The organism is Sphingomonas sp. Leaf208 (assembly GCF_001421415.1).
Taxonomy (GTDB): Bacteria; Pseudomonadota; Alphaproteobacteria; order Sphingomonadales; family Sphingomonadaceae; genus Sphingomonas.
Genome location: NZ_LMKH01000001.1, coordinates 18,914 through 39,453, shown reverse-complemented (window position 1 = coordinate 39,453; position 20,540 = coordinate 18,914). Strand labels below are relative to the sequence as shown.

The 20,540-nt window shown below is 64.6% G+C and carries 12 protein-coding genes; 9 read left to right on the top strand and 3 right to left on the bottom strand.

Annotated features, from left to right (window positions below; genetic code table 11):
* The first annotated feature begins 499 nt into the window (after window positions 1-499).
* Window positions 500-1,294, top strand: a complete 795-nt coding sequence (locus ASE69_RS00140; protein WP_056481287.1) for a class I SAM-dependent methyltransferase — start codon at window positions 500-502, stop codon at window positions 1,292-1,294.
* 543 nt (window positions 1,295-1,837) lie between these two features.
* Here the strand turns inward: ASE69_RS00140 and ASE69_RS00135 are convergent.
* Window positions 1,838-2,752, bottom strand: coding sequence for a LysR family transcriptional regulator (locus ASE69_RS00135; RefSeq protein WP_056481283.1), 915 nt, complete (start codon window positions 2,750-2,752; stop codon window positions 1,838-1,840).
* 151 nt (window positions 2,753-2,903) lie between these two features.
* On the opposite strand from ASE69_RS00135, the gene ASE69_RS00130 reads away from it, so the two are divergent.
* The 5 genes from ASE69_RS00130 (at window position 2,904) to ASE69_RS23300 (ending at window position 10,333) form a co-directional block, all read left to right on the top strand.
* Window positions 2,904-5,171 carry a beta-glucosidase gene (locus tag ASE69_RS00130; protein ID WP_056481280.1) on the top strand — a complete coding sequence of 756 codons (2,268 nt, stop codon included), beginning with the start codon at window positions 2,904-2,906 and terminating at the stop codon, window positions 5,169-5,171.
* Complete coding sequence (locus tag ASE69_RS00125; RefSeq protein ID WP_200924081.1) at window positions 5,168-7,180, top strand: glycoside hydrolase family 3 protein; 2,013 nt, start codon at window positions 5,168-5,170, stop codon at window positions 7,178-7,180. Before ASE69_RS00130 ends, ASE69_RS00125 begins: the two co-directional genes overlap by 4 nt.
* A gap of 346 nt (window positions 7,181-7,526) precedes the next feature.
* Window positions 7,527-9,812, top strand: a complete 2,286-nt coding sequence (locus ASE69_RS00120; RefSeq protein ID WP_056481277.1) for a TonB-dependent receptor — start codon at window positions 7,527-7,529, stop codon at window positions 9,810-9,812.
* 7 nt (window positions 9,813-9,819) lie between these two features.
* Window positions 9,820-9,984, top strand: a complete 165-nt coding sequence (locus ASE69_RS21725; protein ID WP_156362073.1) for a hypothetical protein — start codon at window positions 9,820-9,822, stop codon at window positions 9,982-9,984.
* Between the two features lie 25 nt (window positions 9,985-10,009).
* Window positions 10,010-10,333, top strand: a complete 324-nt coding sequence (locus tag ASE69_RS23300; protein WP_056481274.1) for an amidohydrolase family protein — start codon at window positions 10,010-10,012, stop codon at window positions 10,331-10,333.
* A gap of 1 nt (window position 10,334) precedes the next feature.
* Here ASE69_RS23300 and ASE69_RS00110 read toward each other — a convergent pair whose 3' ends face one another.
* Window positions 10,335-12,005 (bottom strand): carboxylesterase/lipase family protein, encoded by a 1,671-nt coding sequence (locus tag ASE69_RS00110; RefSeq protein ID WP_056481271.1) that lies wholly within the window; start codon window positions 12,003-12,005, stop codon window positions 10,335-10,337.
* 47 nt (window positions 12,006-12,052) lie between these two features.
* Entirely contained in the window at window positions 12,053-15,028 is a 2,976-nt protein-coding gene (locus ASE69_RS00105) for a TonB-dependent receptor domain-containing protein (protein WP_056481268.1), read from the bottom strand.
* 360 nt (window positions 15,029-15,388) lie between these two features.
* Here ASE69_RS00105 and ASE69_RS00100 point away from each other — a divergent pair, with 360 nt between their 5' ends.
* From ASE69_RS00100 to ASE69_RS00090, 3 genes are all read left to right on the top strand, one after another.
* Window positions 15,389-17,656 carry a beta-glucosidase gene (locus ASE69_RS00100; RefSeq protein WP_056481265.1) on the top strand — a complete coding sequence of 756 codons (2,268 nt, stop codon included), beginning with the start codon at window positions 15,389-15,391 and terminating at the stop codon, window positions 17,654-17,656.
* Window positions 17,657-17,870: 214 nt separating this feature from the next.
* Window positions 17,871-19,199 carry a CitMHS family transporter gene (locus ASE69_RS00095; protein WP_200924095.1) on the top strand — a complete coding sequence of 443 codons (1,329 nt, stop codon included), beginning with the start codon at window positions 17,871-17,873 and terminating at the stop codon, window positions 19,197-19,199.
* On the top strand, window positions 19,196-20,539 hold the full coding sequence (locus ASE69_RS00090; protein ID WP_056481259.1) for an acyclic terpene utilization AtuA family protein: 1,344 nt from the start codon (window positions 19,196-19,198) through the stop codon (window positions 20,537-20,539). The genes ASE69_RS00095 and ASE69_RS00090 overlap by 4 nt, the downstream gene beginning before the upstream one ends.
* Window position 20,540: the final 1 nt, after the last annotated feature.

The window sequence follows — 20,540 nt, the reverse complement described above, 5'->3', positions numbered from 1 at the left end:
GGCCCGACTATTATGGCTTGACGAGCGACGTAACGACGCTGGCCGCCGTTTGTCACAAGCACGGTATCGCCCCTATTGTCGACGCCGCATAATGTGACGCCTTTGCATTCTGTGAGAGGCTGCCGGACGATCTGCTTACCAACGGGGCGGATATCGCCGTCTATAGGGTGCACAAGACGATTGGAGCACTCGCACGAGGACACATTCTGGTAATACGACTGCCGGACCTAGCCCAGCCGATATGGCGGTACCGGACAATGTTGCATCAGCGCCGAGGATGTTGTCGTGCGGGCCGCCGGTTCCTAGTGAACGGGAAGTTTCGCAATCAACGTCGCATATTTGAAGCCTGGTAGCAGCCTATTGCCGTGATTAAACACACTTCTCGCCCTCGCGCTCTACGCGAGAAATGTCTGCGTATGGTCTTGAGGGTACCAGAAAGCGGACTTCTGTTGCGCGCCATGATCGGGTAACACTGCACCTCCCTCGCGAAAGGTACGTTATGCGTTCTGGCCCTGCCCTCCTCGCCTTGGTGCTTACCGCCGGCTCCGTCGCTGCCGCTCGGCCGGCATCGTCGCCTGCCCTGATGGCAGCGGTAAAGGCGTCAACGCGCTCACCTGCCAACGTCGCGCGCGATCGCTATCGCCACCCCGTCGAGACGCTGCGCTTCTTCGGGGTGAAACCCACGGACACCGTGGTCGAAATTTGGCCGAGCGGAGGGTGGTACACGGAAATCCTCGGTCCGTATCTGGCAGCGCATGGGACGCTGTATGCGGCCGGGCCGGACGACAAAGGGCTTGCTGCGGTCAAGGCCAAACAGTCCGCAGCGCCGTCTGCGTACGGCTCCGTGAGATTCGCGACATTCCCGGCCGGACCGGGGGCGACCTCGGTGCCAGCGGGCAGCGCGGACGTCGTCCTGACCTTCCGCAACGTCCATAATTGGCGCTTCGGTGCGACCGACCGGACGCAAGCGGCCTTCGATCAGATGTTCGCCATGCTGAAACCGGGCGGCACGCTGGGCGTCGTCGAGCATCACTTGCCCGAGGCGTCCGGTACGATCGAGGAGGCGCGCAGCGGTTACATGAAGCGTTCGTCCGTCCTCGCCTATGCGACCAAAGCCGGCTTCAGGCTCGCCGGCGAGAGCGCGATCAATTCCAATCCCAAGGATACGCACGACTACCCCAAGGGGGTGTGGACACTGCCGCCGGGCTTCGCGGACGGTGATCACGATCGCGCGCGTTACGCTGCCATTGGCGAGAGCGACCGAATGACACTGAAGTTCATGAAGCCGAAGTAATCGGGTGCGGTGACAGTATCCCCGAAGGTCGGCGTCGCGCCATTCCTGGCGTGCGCGTCTAAATAGTCTGCCAAATCTGGCGCGATCGCCGACGCTCGCGGAACTCGACCGCCCGCCTCCCGACCGCCGCTTGAAGTGAACCATGTCGCGCTATTTGATCTCGTGCGGGCGGTGAGCCTTCCAGTGCCGCCTCCAAGGGTTGGCTCGAAGCGTTGACCGCTCGCTTGCTGCCAAACTGGGACTGCGCGGGATAACGGTTGACGAAAAGCCTGGATACTTTGCGTCCGAGGCCAATGCTGCGATGATGGCCGGCGACGGGAGCACCGGATCGGTCGGGTTCCTCGCCTCGGGCGTTTGGACCCAGAAGCGGATATTTCCCCACCCTGCCTGGCCGCTTAACTTCAGACGCTCGTTCGGCGGATCGCCAGCGAAACTGTTGTCAAGTAACGCGGCCTCCAAACTACCATCAGCCGAGGATACTCGACGAGGCAGAATGCACTACGGACTCACAGACTATTCTACTGGCATCCACTATTTACCGGATCAGCTCTTTGGATCGTTAGAGCTAGCCAAACCCACCGCGAGACGCGGCCAACGGGCCAGAACATGCTGGAGGAATGCCGACGCGGCTGGTGGCAAAGTGCGATCGGCGAGCCACGCCATGCCGATCGTCCGGCTGATCATAGGAGCCGTCAGCGGACGGGAGACGAGCGTAACCTGCCCCAGCATGGCGAGCGTCGATTGGGGTAGCGCGCTGATCCCGAGACCGGCCGCGAGCAACCCGCCCATCGTCGCCAGTTGCGTACATTCGTACAGTGGCTTCACGCTGACGGCCGCCTTGATGAAGGCCGTATCGGTCAGGGCACGGACGCTGCTCCGCGCTGCCATCGCGATGAACGGATTTTCCGCGAAGATCGACCAGTCGGCCGTACCGGGCAGATCGACCGCATGGCCGGTACGGCAGACCAGCACGTAATCGTCTTCGAGTAACGGTTCGAACTGAAAATTGTCCTCGTCGGGCGGCGTCGTAATGGCAAGATCGATCTGTCGATCCTGCATTTCCTGATAGAGCGTACCCGAGAGATGATCGTGCAGGATGATCTCGACCAACGGGTAAATTGCCTGGAAACCCGCGATCATGCCAGGGAGTGCCCCCGCCGCGACTGACGGCAGCGCACCGACGACCACGCGGCCTCGCTCTCCAGCGAAATTTTGACGCACCGAGGTAAAGGCGTGGTCGAAGTCCGCGGTTAGACGCTCGACGATCGGCAGAAGAGTCTCCCCCGCCGTCGTCAACGTAACGTTGCGCGAATTCCGGTCGAACAGGCGGACGTCCAACGTCTCTTCGAGCAGGCGGATCGTACGGCTGAGCGCAGGTTGCGAGACGTTCGTCATTCGCGCGGTCTCGCTGAAGCTCAGATTATGCGCGATCTGCATGAACAGTCGAAGGCTAGACATGCTGGGAGACTTCGACATGCTGACCTCTTCATCGATACGGCGTTGGTCGCGAGCAATCACAAATACGAATTGATCTATGCGTAATCTCTATTTCTTAAATCATCGCGCGCCTTCGATAAGGGTGCAAGCGAGAAAAAAGCGGGAGAGGCATATGACGAGAACGATCTGGCAGGCCAGCGTGGCTGCAGCGGCGCTCATGACGAGCGTACCGATGGCAGCGCAGACCACCCCGGCAAAGGGGTGGATGGACGCAAGCCGCACGCCCGACGAACGCTCCGCGCTGATCCTCGCGCAGATGACGCTCGAAGAGAAGATCGCGATGGTGAACGGGACTTTCGGATCGGCGCTGAAGAGGGGCAATCCGAACGAGACGCGGACCGGCGCGGGGCATGTTCCGGGTGTTTCGCGGCTCGGTATTCCCGATCTGTACGAGAGCGACGCGAGTCTCGGCGTCGCGAACGGCGGCGAGATGCGCAAGGGCGATGTCGCGACCGCCCTGCCCGGCAGCCTGCTGACCGCGTCCACCTTCGACCCGATTATCGCCGAGGCCGGTGGGCGCATGATCGGCAGCGAATCCCGCGCGAAGGGCTTCAACGTGCTGCTGGCAGGCGGCGCCAACCTGGTCCGCGATCCCTGGAACGGCCGCAATTTCGAATATCTGAGCGAGGACGTGCTGCTGACCGGCGTGATGGCGGGCGCGGCGATCAAGGGCATCCAGTCGAACGGCATCGTCTCGACGATCAAACACTACGCGCTGAACGCGCAGGAGAGCGGCCGCAACGCGCTCGACGCGAAGATGGCCGAAGCGCCGATGCGCGAGAGCGACCTGCTGGCATTCGAGATGGCGATCGAGGCGGGCAAACCCGGTTCGGTGATGTGCGGCTACAACCAGGTGAACGGGCATTATGCCTGCGAGAACGACTTCCTGCTGAATACCGTCCTGAAGAAGGACTGGGGCTATACCGGCTGGGTAATGTCGGACTGGGGCGCGGTGCACTCGACCGTCAAGGCGGCAACCGCAGGACTCGACCAGGAATCGGGCCAGGAACTCGATAAGCAGGTGTTCTTCGGTGCGCCGCTGAAGGCCGCGGTCGCCGTCGGCACCGTCCCGGCTGCGCGACTGGACGACATGGTCCGCCGGATCCTGCGGACGATGATCGCGCATGAGCTGGTCGATCGGCCGCCCCCGACAATGCCGCAGCCGATCGACTACGCCGCCAACGCGAAGGTCGCGCAGGCGACGGCCGAGGCGGGGATCGTCCTGCTGAAGAACGACCGCGACCTGTTGCCGCTGGCCGCGACCGCCAAGACGATCGTCGTGATCGGCGGCCATGCCGATGTCGGCGTGCTGTCGGGCGGCGGATCGTCGCAGGTCCGATCGGTCGGCGGCGTGCCGCTCGAACTGCCGATGCCCGGCGGCGGGCCGCTCAGCAGCTTCATCAAGATTACCTATCACGCATCGTCGCCGCTCGCGGCGATCAAGGCGCGCCTACCACAGGCGCAGGTGACCTATCTCGACGGCACGGACGTCAAGGCCGCCGCCGCCGCCGCGCGCGCGGCCGATATCGCGATCGTGTTCGGCGAGCAGTGGCGCACCGAAGCGCAGGACGTCGAGACGCTCGACCTGCCCGGGACACAGAACGCGCTGATCGACGCGGTCGCCGCCGCCAATGCGAAGACCGTGGTCGTGCTGGAGACCGGCGGCCCCGTGACGATGCCATGGGCAGGTCGCGTCGGCGCGATCCTGGAAGCGTGGTATCCCGGCCAGAAGGGCGGCGAGGCGATCGCATCGATCCTGGTCGGCGACGTGAACCCGTCGGGCCGCCTGCCCGTCACGTTCCCCGCCAACGCCGCGCAGGCGCCGCGACCGACGATCCCCGGCCTGGCGCTCGTGAAGGCGGCGGAGGCGCGCAACGCCGCCAAGCCCAAGGCGACGACGCTCGACCTGAGTACGGTCGACCTGACCGGTGGCGTACCCTCGTTCCCGGTCGAGTATCCCGAGGGCGCGGACGTCGGCTATCGCTGGTATCAGCGCAAGGGTGCCGCCCCGCTCTTCGCGTTCGGTCACGGCCTGTCGTACACCAAGTTCGCCTATCGCGACCTCAAGGTGGTTGGCGACGCGATCAGCTTCTCGGTCACCAACACCGGCAAGCGCGCGGGCGCGGACGTGCCGCAGGTCTATGCAGCGCCCGCCGGACAGATGCGCCGGCTGGTCGGATTCCAGCGCGTCCTGCTGCAACCCGGCGAAACCAAGCAGGTCAGCGTCACGATCGATCCGCGCCTGATCGCGCGCTACGACACCGCACGGCCCGGCTGGTCGGTCGCGGCCGGTGCCGTGCCGATCACGGTCGGGCGCCAGGCGGGCGACGCGGTCCTGTCGGGCACGATGCAAGTGGCGGCGCAGGCCATCAAGCCATGACCGTGCGGTCGTCGACGCCGTCGTCGCCGTCGTGGCGCTGGTTGATCGGCGCGGCGCTTCCGACGGTCGCCTTGCTGGCCCAATCGGCGGCCGCCGATCCGCAGGTGCAGAGCCGCAAGGGCCCGATGCTGGCGGTCGAGGGCAGGCAGTATCGTGACCTCGATCGTAACGGACGGCTCGATCCGTACGAGGATTGGCGACTATCGCCCGAGCGGAGGACCGACGATCTGGTCCGTCGCATGACGCTGGAGGAAAAGGCGGGCACGATGATGCACGCGTCGCTACCGGGCGCGGGCAGCGGCGCCAATGCGGCGATCGGTGTCTCCGCCGAAGGCTATGACCTGGCGCGCGTTGGTGAGATGATCGGGCAGCGCGGTATCACCAGCTTCATCACCCGGCTGGCGTTGCCCCCGCGCCGTTTCGCCGAAGCGAACAACGCGGTCCAGCAGCTCGGCGAGGACTCGCGGCTCGGCATTCCGGTGACGATCAGCACCGATCCGCGCAACCATTTCCAATATGTGCTGGGCGCCAGCGCGCAATCGAAGGGCTTTTCGCAGTGGCCCGATCCGCTCGGCTTCGGCGCGATCGGCGATCCCGGGGTCGTGCGCGCGTTCGCGGATATCGCGCGGCAGGAATATCGTGCGGTCGGGATCCACGAGGCGCTGTCACCGCAGGCCGACCCCGCCACCGAACCGCGCTGGTCGCGGATGACGGGCACGTTCGGGTCCAACCCGGCGCTCGTCTCGCCTCTCGTCGCGGCCTATGTCGAGGGTTTCCAACACGGCCCGAACGGTGTCGCGCGCGACGGCGTGATGGCGATCGTCAAGCACTGGGTCGGCTATGGCGCGGAGCCGAACGGGTTCGATGCGCATAACTATTATGGCCGCATCGCACGCCTGGACGATCGCAGTTTCGCCGAGCATGTCGCGGCGTTCGACGGCGCATTCCGCATGAAAGTGGCCGGCGTGATGCCAACCTATCCGATTCTCCACGGGGTGACGATCGCGGGTGCCCCGCTCGAACCGGTCGGCGCAGGCTTCAACCGCCAGTTGCTGACCGGATTGTTGCGCGGCGCGAAAGGCTATCGCGGGATCATCCTGTCGGACTGGGCGATTACCAACGATTGCGGCCCCGGATGCCGCGCGCCCGACAAACCGCAAGGCGTAAGAGACATTGCGATGCCGTGGGGCGTCGAGACGCTGAGCGAGGCGCAACGCTTCGAAAAGGGAATCGTCGCCGGGCTCGACCAGTTTGGCGGCGTCGACAAGCCCGCCGCGATCATCGCCGCTGTGCGGGCGGGTCGCATCGCGGAAGCGCGGATCGACGACTCCGTTCGGCGGATCATGATCGCCAAGTTCGAACAAGGGCTGTTCGACGATCCCTATGTCGATCCCGCCGCAGCCGAACGTTTCGCCGCGCGTCCCGAGCATCAACACATGGCGGACGCGGCACAGCGACGGTCGCAGGTCCTCCTGGAGAACCGGTCGGGCGTCCTGCCCCTCACGGGCAAGCGCAGGGTCTTCATCTACGGACTGTCACCCGACGCGGTGGCCGCGAAGGGCTTTACCGTCGTCGCCCGCCCGGAGGATGCAGACGTCGCGATCATCCGCCTGGAAGCGCCGAGCGAGATGCTCCACCCCAACAACTTCTTCGGCAGCCGTCAGAAGGAAGGCCGGCTCGACTTTCGCAACGGCGACGCCGGCTACGAGGCGCTGAAGTCGGCCAGCGCGCATGTCCCGACGATCGTCTCGGTCTATCTCGACCGGCCGGCGATCCTGACCAATGTTCGCGACAAGGCCGCGGTGTTGCTCGCCAATTTCGGGGTGAGCGACGCCGCATTGATGGATGTGCTGACCGGGCACGCTAGTGCGTCGGGCCGGCTGCCGTTCGAACTGCCATCGTCGATGGCCGCCGTCAGCGCGCAAGACCCGGCGGTACCGGACGATTCCGCCAAGCCACTCTACGCCGTTGGTGCCGGGATCATGGATGCGGTGCGCCTCAGGCGTTGATCGACGCCGACACGCCTGCCGGGACAAGCTTTCCCAGCCGCATCAACGTCAGGCCAGGTCCCAACGAGCACTTGGGACGTCGCGTGAGCGTTGCCTGGAAGGCCTGACGGCGAACGTGATCTATCGGCGTTGTTCGTGACGGGATCATGCCCGGACGACGTAGACCCGACCAAACCTCTCCACGAGCATAACGGCATTGTATCGATCGGTTACAAACTTGTATTTTACTGATCGAGATTAATCGTCGATCACGCTCTCTCTCAAGAACACGAGACGGAGACGCTCGACCGTTCCGACCATTCGAAAACGAACGGCGGACAGGTGGAGCGAATAGGAGGGGAAGACGATGAGCAAGCGTTTGTTGGCATGTGGGGTTTCCGCGTTCGCGGTCTTTGCGACACCGGTCGCAGCCCAGCAGATCGGGCCGCCGTCGACGCTTCCCGACCAAAGCGTGCAACAGGTCGGCGAAGCTCCGGCCTCCGCCACCGAGGCGGAATCGAACAGCGCGTTGCAGGCGTCCGAAGGCGATATCGTCGTCACCGCCAACCGTAATGAATCCCTCGCATCCAAGACCCCGATCGCGCTGACCGCGATCACCGGGACGGCGCTGTTGTCGGCAGGCATCACCAATCCGACCACGCTGGGCGAGCAGGTGCCGAACCTTTCGATCGATCGGGGCAACGGCCTGCAGATCACGATCCGCGGCATCACGAGCACGGATGGCACCGAAAAGGGCGATCCGTCGGCAGCTTTCATGACCGACGGCATCTACATCGCGCGACCGCAGACGCAGGAAGTCAGCTTCTACGACATCGCCCGCGTCGAGGTGCTGCGCGGTCCACAGGGTACCTTGTTCGGCCGCAACACGACCGCCGGCCTCGTCAACGTCATCACCAACCATCCGGTCGACCGCTTCGAAGCGTCGGTCGACGCGAGCTACGGCAATTACGACAGCCGCCTGCTGACCGGCATGATCAACGTGCCTCTCTCAGACTCGATCGCCGTCCGCGCGGCGTTCAACTACGACCGCCGCGACAGCTTCCTCGAGTCCGGGCCGCGAGTCCGTACCGACCTCAGCCCGTTCCGCGACAACGTGTCCGGGCGCTTGTCCGCCTCCTGGTCGAGCGGTCCGGCCAAGCTGCTGATCATCGGCGATTATTCGCATGTCGGCGGGCAGACCGTGAACAGCGTCCTGACGAGCAATTTCTACACCGGGTTCAACACCGTCGGGGTCGACCCCGTCTACAATCCCGTGTCGGGGAAGACGGCACAGCGTACCGTGGTCGCGCCGTATACGACCAAGCTCGGTCGCGACAACGACGTCTACGGCGTGCTGGCCGATTTCAGCTATGACTTTGGCGGGCTGACGCTCAACTATCTCGGATCCTACCGGAAGTTCGAGCGTCGCGAGGATTTGAGCCTGACGCCGGGTACCGGTGCCACCGTATTCCCGTCGCGCGACGATGCGGCGTACAAGCAGAACAGCCAGGAACTGCGTCTTTCGACCGACCTCGGACCACTCTCGATCCAGGCGGGTGGCTATTATTTCCACGAGACCGGGTTCCAGAATTACTACATCTTCGGCCTGCTCAACGCCACGCCCGGTGCGCCGGGCTATGTCTTCGGCTTTCCACAGCGCTACGTGAAATCGGAATCCCTTGCCGGCTTCGGCCAGGCGACGCTGAAGCTGACCGACCGGTTTCGCGTGACCGGCGGCGTCCGCTATTCGCACGACGAGAAGGCGCGGATCGGGGCGACGGTCATCTGCGGAGCGGTCGCCTGCACCGGCGCGCGCGATACGAGCACGGTCAACAACGCGGCGAGGACGTTTTCGAAAGTCACCTATCGTGGTGGCGTCGACTACGACCTGAACTCGCGCAGCCTGCTCTACGCGGTCGTCTCGACCGGCTACAAGGCAGGCGGGTTCAACGATGGCTGCGAAGCCGGAACCGGCGCGGGCTGTACGCTGAGCGCAAGCGCACTCTATTATAACCCGGAGACGATCACCTCCTATGAGGGTGGCATCAAGACGCATCTGGCGGGCAACGTGCTGCGGGTGAACCTGTCGGGCTTCCACTATGATTTCGCGGGCATCCAGTTGAGCCAGCTCTCGACGATCTGCGGCGGCCCTTGCCAGGTGACCACCAACGCCGGCCAGGCGAAGGTCGACGGCGTCGAGCTCGAGACCGTGGTGAACCCCGGGCCCAACACGCGCTTCGATGCGTCGGCCTCATGGCTGAACGCGCGCTATACGAACTTCTTCCCGACCCCTGCCGTCAGCTTTGCCGGCAGGAAGCTCGATCGGTCGCCCGAATGGACGGTGACCGCCGGGATCACGCAGACCGTCCCGCTCACCAGCGGCGCGAACATCCAGGCCTCGGCGCGGACACGACTGAGCGATAGCTATTACCTGTCGGCGCTGGGGACGCTCAACCAGTTTCGCCAGCCGAGCTTCACCAAGACCGACCTGTCGCTCACCTACAACGCAGCGGGCGAGCGCTGGTATCTACAGGGCTTCGTGCGCAACCTCGAGAACAGCCTGGTCGTGTCGGGCGCGTCGTCGGGCGCCTATAGCGGCGTGACGTTGCAGGACCCGCGCACCTATGGCGTGCGAACCGGCTTCCGGTTCTAGACCCGTCATGCCGAGCATCCGCCGCCGCCCAGTGCCTGCCGTCGTGGCGGCGATGGCGGCGGCGGCCGTGCTGACTGGCGCCGTGCCTAGCGTGAGGCTGTCGATCTGGCAGGCGCAGCCGAGCACGACGACTGCGAAGAGCGTGCCGCCTGGTTCTCGAGCTATCCGCTGAAGAGGGTCCACCGGTACATGAGCGGTTGGTCGATGCAGGGTTCGAGGATCGCGTCATGTTCGGGACCGACGAACTGATCTGGCCGGGCTTGATGCGCTATTCGGTCGGCATCATCCAGAACGCAGACTATCTGTCGAGCGAGCAGAAACGCGATATCCTCTACAACAACGCTGCGCGCTTTCTATGGTTGGCGCCGGTGAATCGCACTGGGCGCACGACTGGCAATAGGTCGCGCAGCCGGCGTTACCTAAACTCGATTATCGGCGACGTTCCCAACGTCGCATCACGGTCACGTCCAAGGTCTAGGCATGGTCGGCGCGCCTGTTTGGCACGTCGACCATGCCCATAACTCACGGACGCATCGGCACCTTCGCCAGATCGGCGTCGATCGCCTTCAGCTTGGCATCGGTCAGTGCGGGGACGTAGGATTGCAGCGCCTCCAGCGTCACGCCGCGCGCCATGCCGATCTGTTCGCTCTTGATCACGTCGGGGATCTGGCGTTCGAGCACCGCCTTCGCCGCGGGGTCGTCGAGCATCTTGCCGAGCGGCGTGGTGATCGAGGTGTAGTGCCCCGAGGCCTGCGCACTGGCCAACCGCGCCTTGCCGGCGTCGATATCGGCACCCCAAGGATCCTTCTGCGCCACAGCCTTGCCGTCCGCACCGAAATCCATCAGCTGGTCGCCGGCGGCGGTGTAGGCAGGCCAGGACGGCAGGCCGCTTCCGTTCGGATTCCCGGTCTTGGCGAAGTTGACGACGTAACCGCTGATCGTCTTGCCGACCGCGATGTCCTTGGCGGTGGTCTTGTCGCCATACTTCACCTGTGTGGTATCGAAGAAGAACGGGATGTCCGTGGCATGCTGCGCGCCGGGCTGACCGACCGAGTCCGCGACGTAGGAGAAGCGATACTCCCACACCGGTACGCCCTTGCCGGCGATCGCCGCCGACGCCTCGCGCGCGCCGGCGATCATGAAGCCCGACTTGCCACCCATGTCAGCACTGGTCGCGCCGATCACCGTCGGCACGCGCGCGAAGCGGTTCGCGGCATAGGCGCCGCCCAGATCGACGACGACCTTGCCGTCGACGAACGGACCGGTATTGGTCGGCGGGCCCGCCTTCGGGCGGAACATCTGCATCATGCTGAGTCCGTCGGTAACCTCTTCGGCGCTCAGCGCGCGCAACTTGGCAAGCGCGTCGGGGGCGGCGGGATCGATGTTCTTCGACCGAGCGAAATTGGCGCCGATCTGCTCGACGTCGGCGAGCGTGCGCTTGTCCGACTGGCCATTGCCACCCGACATCACGAAGGCCTTGCTGAACAGGCCGCGGGCCAGCGGCGCGGTGTTGAGCATGTGCACCGACATACCGCCGGCGCTTTCACCGATGATCATCACGTTGGCGGGATCGCCGCCGAACGACGCGATGTTGGCGCGCACCCACTTCAGCGCCGCGATCTGGTCCATGATGCCGTAATTGCCGAGCATGCCATCATCGGCATTCTGCTGTGTAAGCGGCGGCAGTGCGAACGTGCCGAACCGTCCGACACGGTAGTTGAAGCTGACGAACACCACGCCCTGCTTGGCGAGGTTGGCACCGGAATAGGTCGGCGGTGACGCGCCGCCATTCACGAAACCACCGCCGTAGATCCATACGATCACCGGCAGCTTGGCCGACGCGCTCGCCGCCGCCGGCTTCCAGACATTGGCGTACAGGCAATCCTCGGCAGGCTGCGTCCCGAGCGGTGCGGCGTCGCTGGGAAACGGGACCTGCATGCAGTCGTGCGAGTAGGCGGTCGCGTCCTTCACGCCTTTCCACGCCGCAGCTGGCTGAGGGGCACGCCAGCGCAGCGCTCCGACCGGGGCGGCGGCGAAGGGGATACCCTTCCAGCTGGCAACGCCGTCGGCGCTCGCGCCGCGAACCTGGCCGCGGTCGGTGGCGACAACAGTGGCACTGGTTTGGGCGGTCGCGACGACTGGGCTCGTCAAGGCGACGATGGCGGCAGTCAGGAACAGGCGGTGTGCAATCATGAGCGGTAAATCTCCGAACGAGCAGGAATATGGCCAGGATGACCGGATCAGAAGGCCTTTGTCAGCTGGAACGTGGCGATACGTCCGAAGATGTTGGCGTTGGACGGATCATACGCTCCGTAGTTGTTGCCCGCCTGCGTCAGCACCAGCGGGGGATCCTCGTTCGTCACGTTCTGGAAATTGGCGCTCAGGCGGACACCACCCAGCACGCCGCTCGACCGGGGTACCGAATAGGTGATGCCGACGTCCAGCGTCTTCCATGACGGCACCTTGGTTTGCGGTCGGCCGGTGATCGGGATCGTGTTGTCGTAGGATCCGGTATAGTTCAGGAAGGCGTTGACCCCGACCCGCCCCAGCGTCCAGCCCAATTGGCCACGGCCACGCAGGCTCACCGGGTAATAATAGGTGTCGAGCACATCCTGCTTCGCACCACCGGAGACCTGTTGCAGCGACTGGTTCAGGATCTTGGTGACGCTTACGCCCACATTCCATTTTCCGATCCCGGTATCGAACTGGTAGGAGGTCTGGAAGTCCAGCCCATCCTGCGAGGTAGTCGCGGCATTGGCGCTGCGTGCATCCAGGATGACCCCGACCGTGCAGGCGCTGAGCACGGGCGTATTGTAGAGCGCGGGATTGGCGGCGATGAAATTCGCCAGTACCGGATCATAGGTCGCGGGACTGCCGTTCACGCAATTCGCCGGATTGTTCACCGGCGTGATGTACGGGCTATATAGCGCCGCATTCTGCGGGCTCGATAGGAACAGTCCGACATTCTGGCCGACGATCTGGTTGGCATAGCGCGTCTTGTAATAGGTCCCGGAGAACCGGAAACCCGATCCCACCGGCTTGACGTCGAAACCCGCCGACCAGGTCTTGGCCGTCTCCGGTCGCAGGTTCCGATTGGCTCCCAGCAACAGATAAGTGCTGCTGAACCCCGGGTATAACAGCGCGATATCGTTCCGCCCCGACGCGTTGGCGAATGGCAGGCCGATCACCGCCGACGAATAGTTCTCGGGATTGGTATCGGTCAGCGCCGGGGCGCGGAACGACGTGCCCCAGGACCCTCGGATCGAGAAGAAATCGTTCACGGTCCAGGTCGCGCCGATCTTGGGATTGGTCGTGCCCCCGAAATCGGAATAATTGTCGTAGCGTACGGCCGCGTCGATGTTCAGCGCCTGCACGAGCGGAACGTTCATGTCCTCGCCGACCAGCGGCACGAACAGCTCGGCGAACACGCTGGCCGTGCTGCGATGCGTCGTGCTGTCGTTGGTGACCGCAAAATTATTGTTGGTGCGGTCCTGCTCGAACGCGTTGTTGCTGCCGTTCAGCAGGTGCTGGCGGTTGTAGGCGAGCTCTCCGCCGATCGCCGTGCGCACCTCGCCGCCGGGCAGCGAGAATAGCGGACCATCGACCTTGACCACGGAATCGATGAACGTGTTGTACGAGAACTGCGTGTTGGTGCCCAGGAAGCTTCCATATTGCCCGGCAGTCAGCGGCGTCGACTGGTACGGATTGATCGCTCCCGCCGTGATCTGCGATGCCAGCGCCGCGCCATTGGCGTTGTTGTCGAAATTGCAGATGCCGCAGGTCGTATCGTGCGCGTAGGTGAAATAGGTATCGATGTTCCACCGATTGGGCAGGTGACCGGTCACGCCGCCCGTCACGCTGATCGTCTCGGTCGGGTTCTTGGTGACCGACGGGCCGCCAAAGAACGTGATCGGGTTGACCGCTACCGTCTGGGCGAGCCCACCGCCGCAATCGGCGCTGGCGGCCGACGCAGAGGCCGGCGCGCCGCTGATAAAATAGGGACTGCCCTGGCAGACGAGCAGGTTGTTGCCGACGCGCGAGTTGCCATAGCTGCGGCTCGATGTCTGACGCTTGGTGTAGAAGGATTCGAGGTAGACCGCGATCGACGGTGCCAGTTCCTGGTTGAAGAACAAAGCCGCCTGATCACGTTTCTGTCGCGGCAGGAAATCGGTGTAGTCGGATTGGTCGGCAAGGGCGGCGCCCGGGGTCAGTTGTGCGAACGCGACGCCGGGACGCGCGTCGGGTGCCACCGTAAAATAGCTGTACGGGACGCCGTTGCCGCCGACGATCAGCGCCGGGCTGGTGACGCCGAGCGTGGCGTTGTTCGCGCGCGAATCGATACCCCCAAGCGGGCTGAGATCGCGCCGCAGGAATTTCGACCGACCGTTGACGAACGGTCGACGATCCTCGTGATCGTAGGTCAGGATGATATTGCCCGTATCCCAACTCTTGCCGCCGGTCACCGACACACCCCAGGTGTTGTGATAGCGATCGACACTGTCGCGACCCGAGACTTCGAGCCCGTCGAACCGTTTGCGCAGCACATAGTTGATCACGCCGGAGACCGCGTCGGAGCCGTAGATCGCGGAGTTGCCGTCACTGACGACCTCGATCCTTTCCAGCGCCGCGACGGGGATCTGGATGGATTCGGTGAACGTGCTGGCGGCACCGCTCGGCACGACACGGCGGCCGTCGACCAGCGTCAGCGTCGCCGAGGTGCCGAGCCCGCGCAGATTGATCGCGTTGCCCTGAGTCGAATTGCCGCCATAACCGGACGTGCCGCCCTGCCTGTAGACGGGGCCGGAGCCGCCCGAGTTGGGGTTGTTCTGTACCTGCGGCAGCGTCTGCAGCACGTCGTTGACGTTGGTGTAGCCGGTGGCGAGCACCTGCGATCGATCGATCGCCAACGTCTGCGATCCGACCGGCTTGACGCCCGAGATGTTGGTGCCGGTGACGATGATGTCTTTGTCGCTCGCGACGTCCGCGGCGCTCTCGGCCGCTGGCTGTTCCGCGGTGGTGACCTTCGCGCCGGTGGTCGCGTCGGCCTGATCGGCGGCAGTCGCCTGTGCCGGCGCCACGGGCACGTCGCTGGTGGCCTGGGTCGCTTCGGTCGATCCGCTGGTGGCCTGCTGCGCTAAGGCCGGCGCCGCCTGCGTGGCGATGACCAGTGCGAGTATGCTGGCGCCGCGGTGGACCAGGCGTATGTTCGGATTCATGACATCCCCCCTTGTTTGCCGGGGTCGTTAATCCGCCCCGTGCTAAACCAACCGTTCGTTCGCGCTGCGGGACGTCGTGTCATGCCGGCAGACCAGCATGGGATGAGGTGTCGCGTCGGATCGACAGTCGATGCCTCTGCATGCGGCGCGCCAAGCCAATAGAAAAATACAATTTTCCGATCGACCTATTCATCCCCGACATAGATACTTGCTTGGCACCTATGACGAAGATGGATCGAGCGATCACTTTTTTCTGTTGGACGTCGCGGGTTTGATCCTTCTTGTTGAGGGGGCAGGTGTCCGATTCAGGATCGCCGCGCGGCTGTATCATGATCAGCCGAACACAGGGGGAGGCCAACCATGAGCGAACCACGTACCGGCAGGACGCTACGCACCGGCGCCGTCATCGCCACACTCATGCTGTCGAGCACCCCGGTGGTCGGCCAGGCACCGGTCGCGGCACCATCCGCCTCGACCAGCGCGCAGCCGTGGATGAACGCGTCGATCGCCCCGGCGCGCCGCGTCGCGCTGTTGCTGCCGCAGATGACCCGCGCGGAAAAGCAGCTGATGGTGATGGGATATTTCGCGACCGATTTCCCGCCCAAAGAGTTCAAGGCGCCGGCGGAAGCGCGCAACGGATCGGCCGGCTATGTGCCCGGCGTGCCGCGGCTGGGGATTCCGCCGCAATGGCAGGCGGATGCCGGGATCGGCGTGGCAAGCCAGGGCGGTGCGCCCCGCAAGCGCGAACGAACCGCTCTCCCCTCCAACCTCGCGATCGCAGCGACATGGGACATCGCGCTCGCTCGGCGGGGCGGCGCTATGATCGGCGCGGAAGCGCGTACCTCGGGGTTCAACGTGCTGCTCGCCGGCGGCGTCAACCTGACCCGCGAACCGCGCAACGGCCGCAACTTCGAATATGGCGGCGAGGATCCGTTGCTGGCCGGAACGATGGTGGCCGCCCAGATCAATGGCATCCAGTCGAACCACGTGATCTCGACGATCAAGCATTTCGCGATCAACGATCAGGAAACCGATCGCAACGCGGGCAATGCCGTGATCGACCAAGCGGCTGCACGCGTGTCGGACCTGCTCGCCTTTCAGTTCGCGATCGAGAAGGCGAATCCCGGGTCGGTGATGTGCGCCTATAATCGCGTCAACGGCCCGTTTTCCTGCGAGAATCCCTGGCTACTCGGCGAGGTGCTACGCCGCGACTGGAACTGGCAGGGCTATGTGATGTCGGATTGGGGCGGGACGCACTCGACCGGTCCGGCCATCGCCGCCGGGCTGGATCAGCAATCCGGCTATCCGTTCGACAAGGAACCGTATTTCGGCGCCAATCTGGACGCGGCGCTTGCCGCCGGCACGGTCAAGGACGCGCAGCTCGATCGCATGGTCGGGCATATCCTGCACGCGATGTTCGACAAGGGGCTGTTCGACCACCCGATCACCGCGGCGCCGTTCGACCTGCCCGACGCGATGCTCGCCGACCATGCCGCGGTGACGGGACAGGCCGCCGCGCAGAGCCTGGTGCTGCTCAAGAACCAGGATGCCATTCTGCCGCTGTCGTCGTCGATCAAGTCGATCGCCGTGATCGGTGGCCATGCCGACAAGGGCGTCTTGGCCGGCGGCGGATCGTCGCTCGTCTATCCCAAGGGCGGCAACGCCGTGCCCGGTATCGCGCCGACCTACTGGCCCGGGCCGGTCATGTATTATCCGTCGTCGCCACTCGAGGCGATCCGGCGTCAGGCGCCCAATGCGCAGATCATTTTCGTCGATGGCAGCGACCCGCGTGCCGCAGCCGAGCAGGCACGCGGTGCCGAGGTGGCGATCGTGTTCGCGACGCAATGGGCGGGTGAGGCTTTCGACGTGTCGCTTGCGCTGGCCGACGGTCAGGACGCGCTGATCCAGAGTGTCGCTGCCGCCAACCCGCATATGGTCGTGGTGCTCGAGTCCGGTGGCGCGGTGCTGACGCCGTGGCGCAACGACGTCGCCGGCATCCTTGCCGCATGGTTTCCGGGGACGGCGGGGGGCACGGCGATCGCCGACGTGTTGTTCGGCCATATCAATCCTTCGGGTCACTTGCCGATCAGCTTCCCGGCGGAGTTGGCGCAACTGCCCCGTCCCGCCGTGCCGACACCGGGCGACGTCCGCTATACCGAGGGCGCGGCGGTCGGCTATAAATGGCTCGACCGGCAGCAGTCACGCCCGGCCTTCGCCTTCGGTCACGGCCTGTCCTATACCAGCTTCGAGTACGGGAATTTGCGCGTGGCCAAGGACGGCGCGGGGTTGCGAGCCAGCTTTACCGTTCGCAACACGGGCAAGGTCGCGGGCAAGGCCGTTCCGCAGATCTATGTCGCTGGCGAGGGCTGGGAAGCTCCCAAGCGGCTCGGCGGATTCGCCGCGGTCATGCTGGCGCCGTCGGATACGACCAATGTCACCGTGACGATAGACCCCCGCCTCCTCGCCAATTTCGATGAGACCAGTCGTAGTTGGCGGATTGCCAAAGGTGTTTATCGAGTCATGTTGGGCGGGGCGTCCGACGCGCTTGGGCAACCCGTTACCGTGAAGCTCGACGCGAGGTCTCTGCCCGCTGCGTGGCATCCGCTTGAAAGTGCGGCGTCGCGCTGACCCGCAGCGTCTGCCGATGACATCGTCGATACTGGAGGGGGCGTGTCGTATGCGTACTCGCGGGTGGCGGGGAGCCATTTCCGTCGCGCTCCGATGTGCAGCGACGCTCAGCCCTCCCATGAGACGCGATAGCTTAAGCTGATAGATCTATAAGATAATGGTAATTGATGAATAGGTCTTTGCGGGGCAATATCTATCCGTAGACACCGAACAGATACGGGAGGGGATCATACTGGCTTTTGTCGCCGCAGCGACCATCCTGTCGCTGCTCGCCGTCATCCTGTCCAACCGGGTATCGCCGCTGGCGGCGTTGATCCTGATCCCGATCGCGGGCGCGATCGCAGCCGGCGTAGCGCCCGGCATCCCCGGTTACATCGTCGATGGCCTTGCCAAGATCGCCCCGGTCGCCGGCATGTTCGTCTTCGCGATCCTGTTCTTCGGGATCATGACCGATGCCGGACTGCTGGCGCCGCTGGTCAATGCCGTCCTGCGCATGGTCGGCGAACGCCCTTCGCGTATCACGGTCGGTACGGCGTTGTTGGCGCTCCTGATCCATCTCGATGGCTCGGGCGCGGTGTGCTTCCTGATCACCATCCCGGCACTGCGTCCCTTGTACGACCGGATCGGGATGGATCGTCGCGTACTGGCCTGCACCGCATCGATGGCCGCCGGCGTCAACTTCCTGCCCTGGACCGGTCCGACATTGCGCGCTGGGGCGGCGCTGAAGCTGCCTGTCGCGACCATCTTCACACCGATGATCGGGGTTCAGGTCGTCGGTCTCGCTTTCGTCTTCGTCGTCTCCTGGTGGTTAGGCGTGCGCGAGGAACGGCGGCTTGGCATCGGACGCCGGGTCGCAAGCGCCGAGACTCCGGCACCTCTCGGTGTCACGCCGAGCGACAGTGACGCCGAACTGGCACTGCGACGGCCGCGGCTTTTCATCGTCAACGTCGCAATTACTTTGGTGGTCGTGGCGACGATGATCACCGGGCTGATCGAACCCGTCGTCGTGTTCATGGCGGGCACGGCACTGGCGCTGATCATCAACTATCCTTCGGCAGCGCAACAGCGCGAGCGGATCGACGCGCACGCTCGCGCCGCACTGATGATGGCCGGCATCCTGTTCGCGGCAGGCGCCTTTACCGGCATCATGACGGGATCGGGCATGATCAAGGCGCTGGCGCAGGCGTCGGTGGCGCATGTGCCCGATGCGATCGGGCCGCGTATTCCGGTCCTTCTCGGCATGATCGCCATGCCGCTCAGCCTGCTGTTCGATCCCGACAGCTTCTACTTCGGTGTGCTGCCGGTAGTTGCCGAGGTCGCCGGGCATTTCGGCGTACCCGCGGTCCAGGTCGCGCAGGCTGCTTTACTAGGCCAGATGACGACGGGTTTTCCCGTCAGCCCGTTGACCCCAGCCACGTTCCTCGTCGCCGGGCTGAGCGGCGTCGAACTCGGCGCGCATCAGCGTTTCGCGATCCCCTGGCTGTTTGCCGCATCGATCGTGATGACGCTGGCGGCAGTCGCCTTTGGAATATTCTCGATATGACCGCTCGAACCATCCGTATCGGCGCCGGAGCCGGCTTTTCCGGTGATCGGATCGAGCCGGCGCTCGAACTGGTCGAACACGGTACCCTCGACTATCTCGCGTTTGAATGCCTGGCGGAACGTACGATTGCGCTCGCACAAGCCGTGCGGCGAACGAATCCGGATGCCGGGTTCGATCCTCTGCTCGAGGATCGCATGCGCGCGGTCCTCCCCGCGGCTCATGCCCGCGGCGTTCGGATCGTGACTAATATGGGCGCCGCCAATCCGATCGGCGCCGCGCGTCTGGTCACGCGGATCGCGCACGAGCTGGGCCTGACCGGACTGCGGACGGCAGCAGTCACGGGCGACGACGTCCTCGATATCATCCGAGCGGGTGATTTCCCGTTGATCGACCGGCCCGGCCGTAGTGGCGATCTTGGCGACGCGATCGTTTCCGCAAACGCGTACCTGGGCGCAGGCGGCATCGTCGAAGCGCTGGCGGGCGGCGCCGATGTCGTCATCACCGGTCGGGTCGGCGATCCAGCGTTGTTCCTCGGACCGCTTATCCATGAATTCGGGTGGGCGATGGACGACTGGGAAAGGCTTGGCCGCGGTACCGTCGTGGGTCACCTGCTCGAATGCGCAGGCCAGGTAACCGGCGGTTATTTCGCCGATCCGGGCATCAAGGACGTGCCCGATCTCGCGCGGCTCGGCTTCCCTTTCGCGGATGTATCCGACGACGGCAGCGCGGTCCTGGGCAAGGTCGACGGATCCGGCGGCTGCCTGACCTGTGCCACCTGCAAGGAACAGTTATTGTACGAGATCCTCGATCCGGCCGGATATCTACAGGCGGACGTCGTCGCCGACTTCACCGGCGTGTCCTTCGAGCTGACGGCACCCGACCGCGTACATGTGCGCGGTGGTACCGGTCGACCGAGGCCGGATACGGTCAAGGTTTCGATCGGATACGAAGACGGCTTCGTCGGCGAAGGTCAGATCTCCTACGCCGGCCCGGGCGCCGTAGCGCGCGGACAACTGGCGTTGGACGTCGTACGCGAGCGCCTGCGGATGACCGGCGTGCCGATATCGGATCTCAGATGCGAACTCATCGGACTGAACGCCATCGACCGGACGGGACAGTCGGACGGGCCGGAACCCCGCGAAGTGCGCGTTCGGGTGGCCGGACGGACGCCGACCCGCGCCGCCGCCGAACGGATCGGCGCCGAAGTCGAGGCGCTATATACGAACGGTCCGTTCGGTGGCGGAGGCGCCGTGTCCAGCGTCCGCGAGGTGCTGGCGGTCGCGTCGACCTTGCTGGACCGGACGCAGATCGTCCCTTCGGTCCAGTACGAGGTCGCCTGAC

Excerpts from the sequence above, each read along its gene's own strand:
- ASE69_RS00130 (WP_056481280.1), top strand. The coding sequence starts at position 2,904 with ATGACGAGAACGATCTGGCAGGCCAGCGTGGCTGCAGCGGCGCTCATG.
- ASE69_RS00125 (WP_200924081.1), top strand. The coding sequence starts at position 5,168 with ATGACCGTGCGGTCGTCGACGCCGTCGTCGCCGTCGTGGCGCTGGTTG.
- ASE69_RS00120 (WP_056481277.1), top strand. The coding sequence starts at position 7,527 with ATGAGCAAGCGTTTGTTGGCATGTGGGGTTTCCGCGTTCGCGGTCTTT.
- ASE69_RS21725 (WP_156362073.1), top strand. The coding sequence starts at position 9,820 with ATGCCGAGCATCCGCCGCCGCCCAGTGCCTGCCGTCGTGGCGGCGATG.
- ASE69_RS00140 (WP_056481287.1), top strand. The coding sequence starts at position 500 with ATGCGTTCTGGCCCTGCCCTCCTCGCCTTGGTGCTTACCGCCGGCTCC.
- ASE69_RS00100 (WP_056481265.1), top strand. The coding sequence starts at position 15,389 with ATGAGCGAACCACGTACCGGCAGGACGCTACGCACCGGCGCCGTCATC.
- ASE69_RS00110 (WP_056481271.1), bottom strand. The coding sequence starts at position 12,005 with ATGATTGCACACCGCCTGTTCCTGACTGCCGCCATCGTCGCCTTGACG.
- ASE69_RS00105 (WP_056481268.1), bottom strand. The coding sequence starts at position 15,028 with ATGAATCCGAACATACGCCTGGTCCACCGCGGCGCCAGCATACTCGCA.
- ASE69_RS00135 (WP_056481283.1), bottom strand. The coding sequence starts at position 2,752 with ATGTCTAGCCTTCGACTGTTCATGCAGATCGCGCATAATCTGAGCTTC.
- ASE69_RS00090 (WP_056481259.1), top strand. The coding sequence starts at position 19,196 with ATGACCGCTCGAACCATCCGTATCGGCGCCGGAGCCGGCTTTTCCGGT.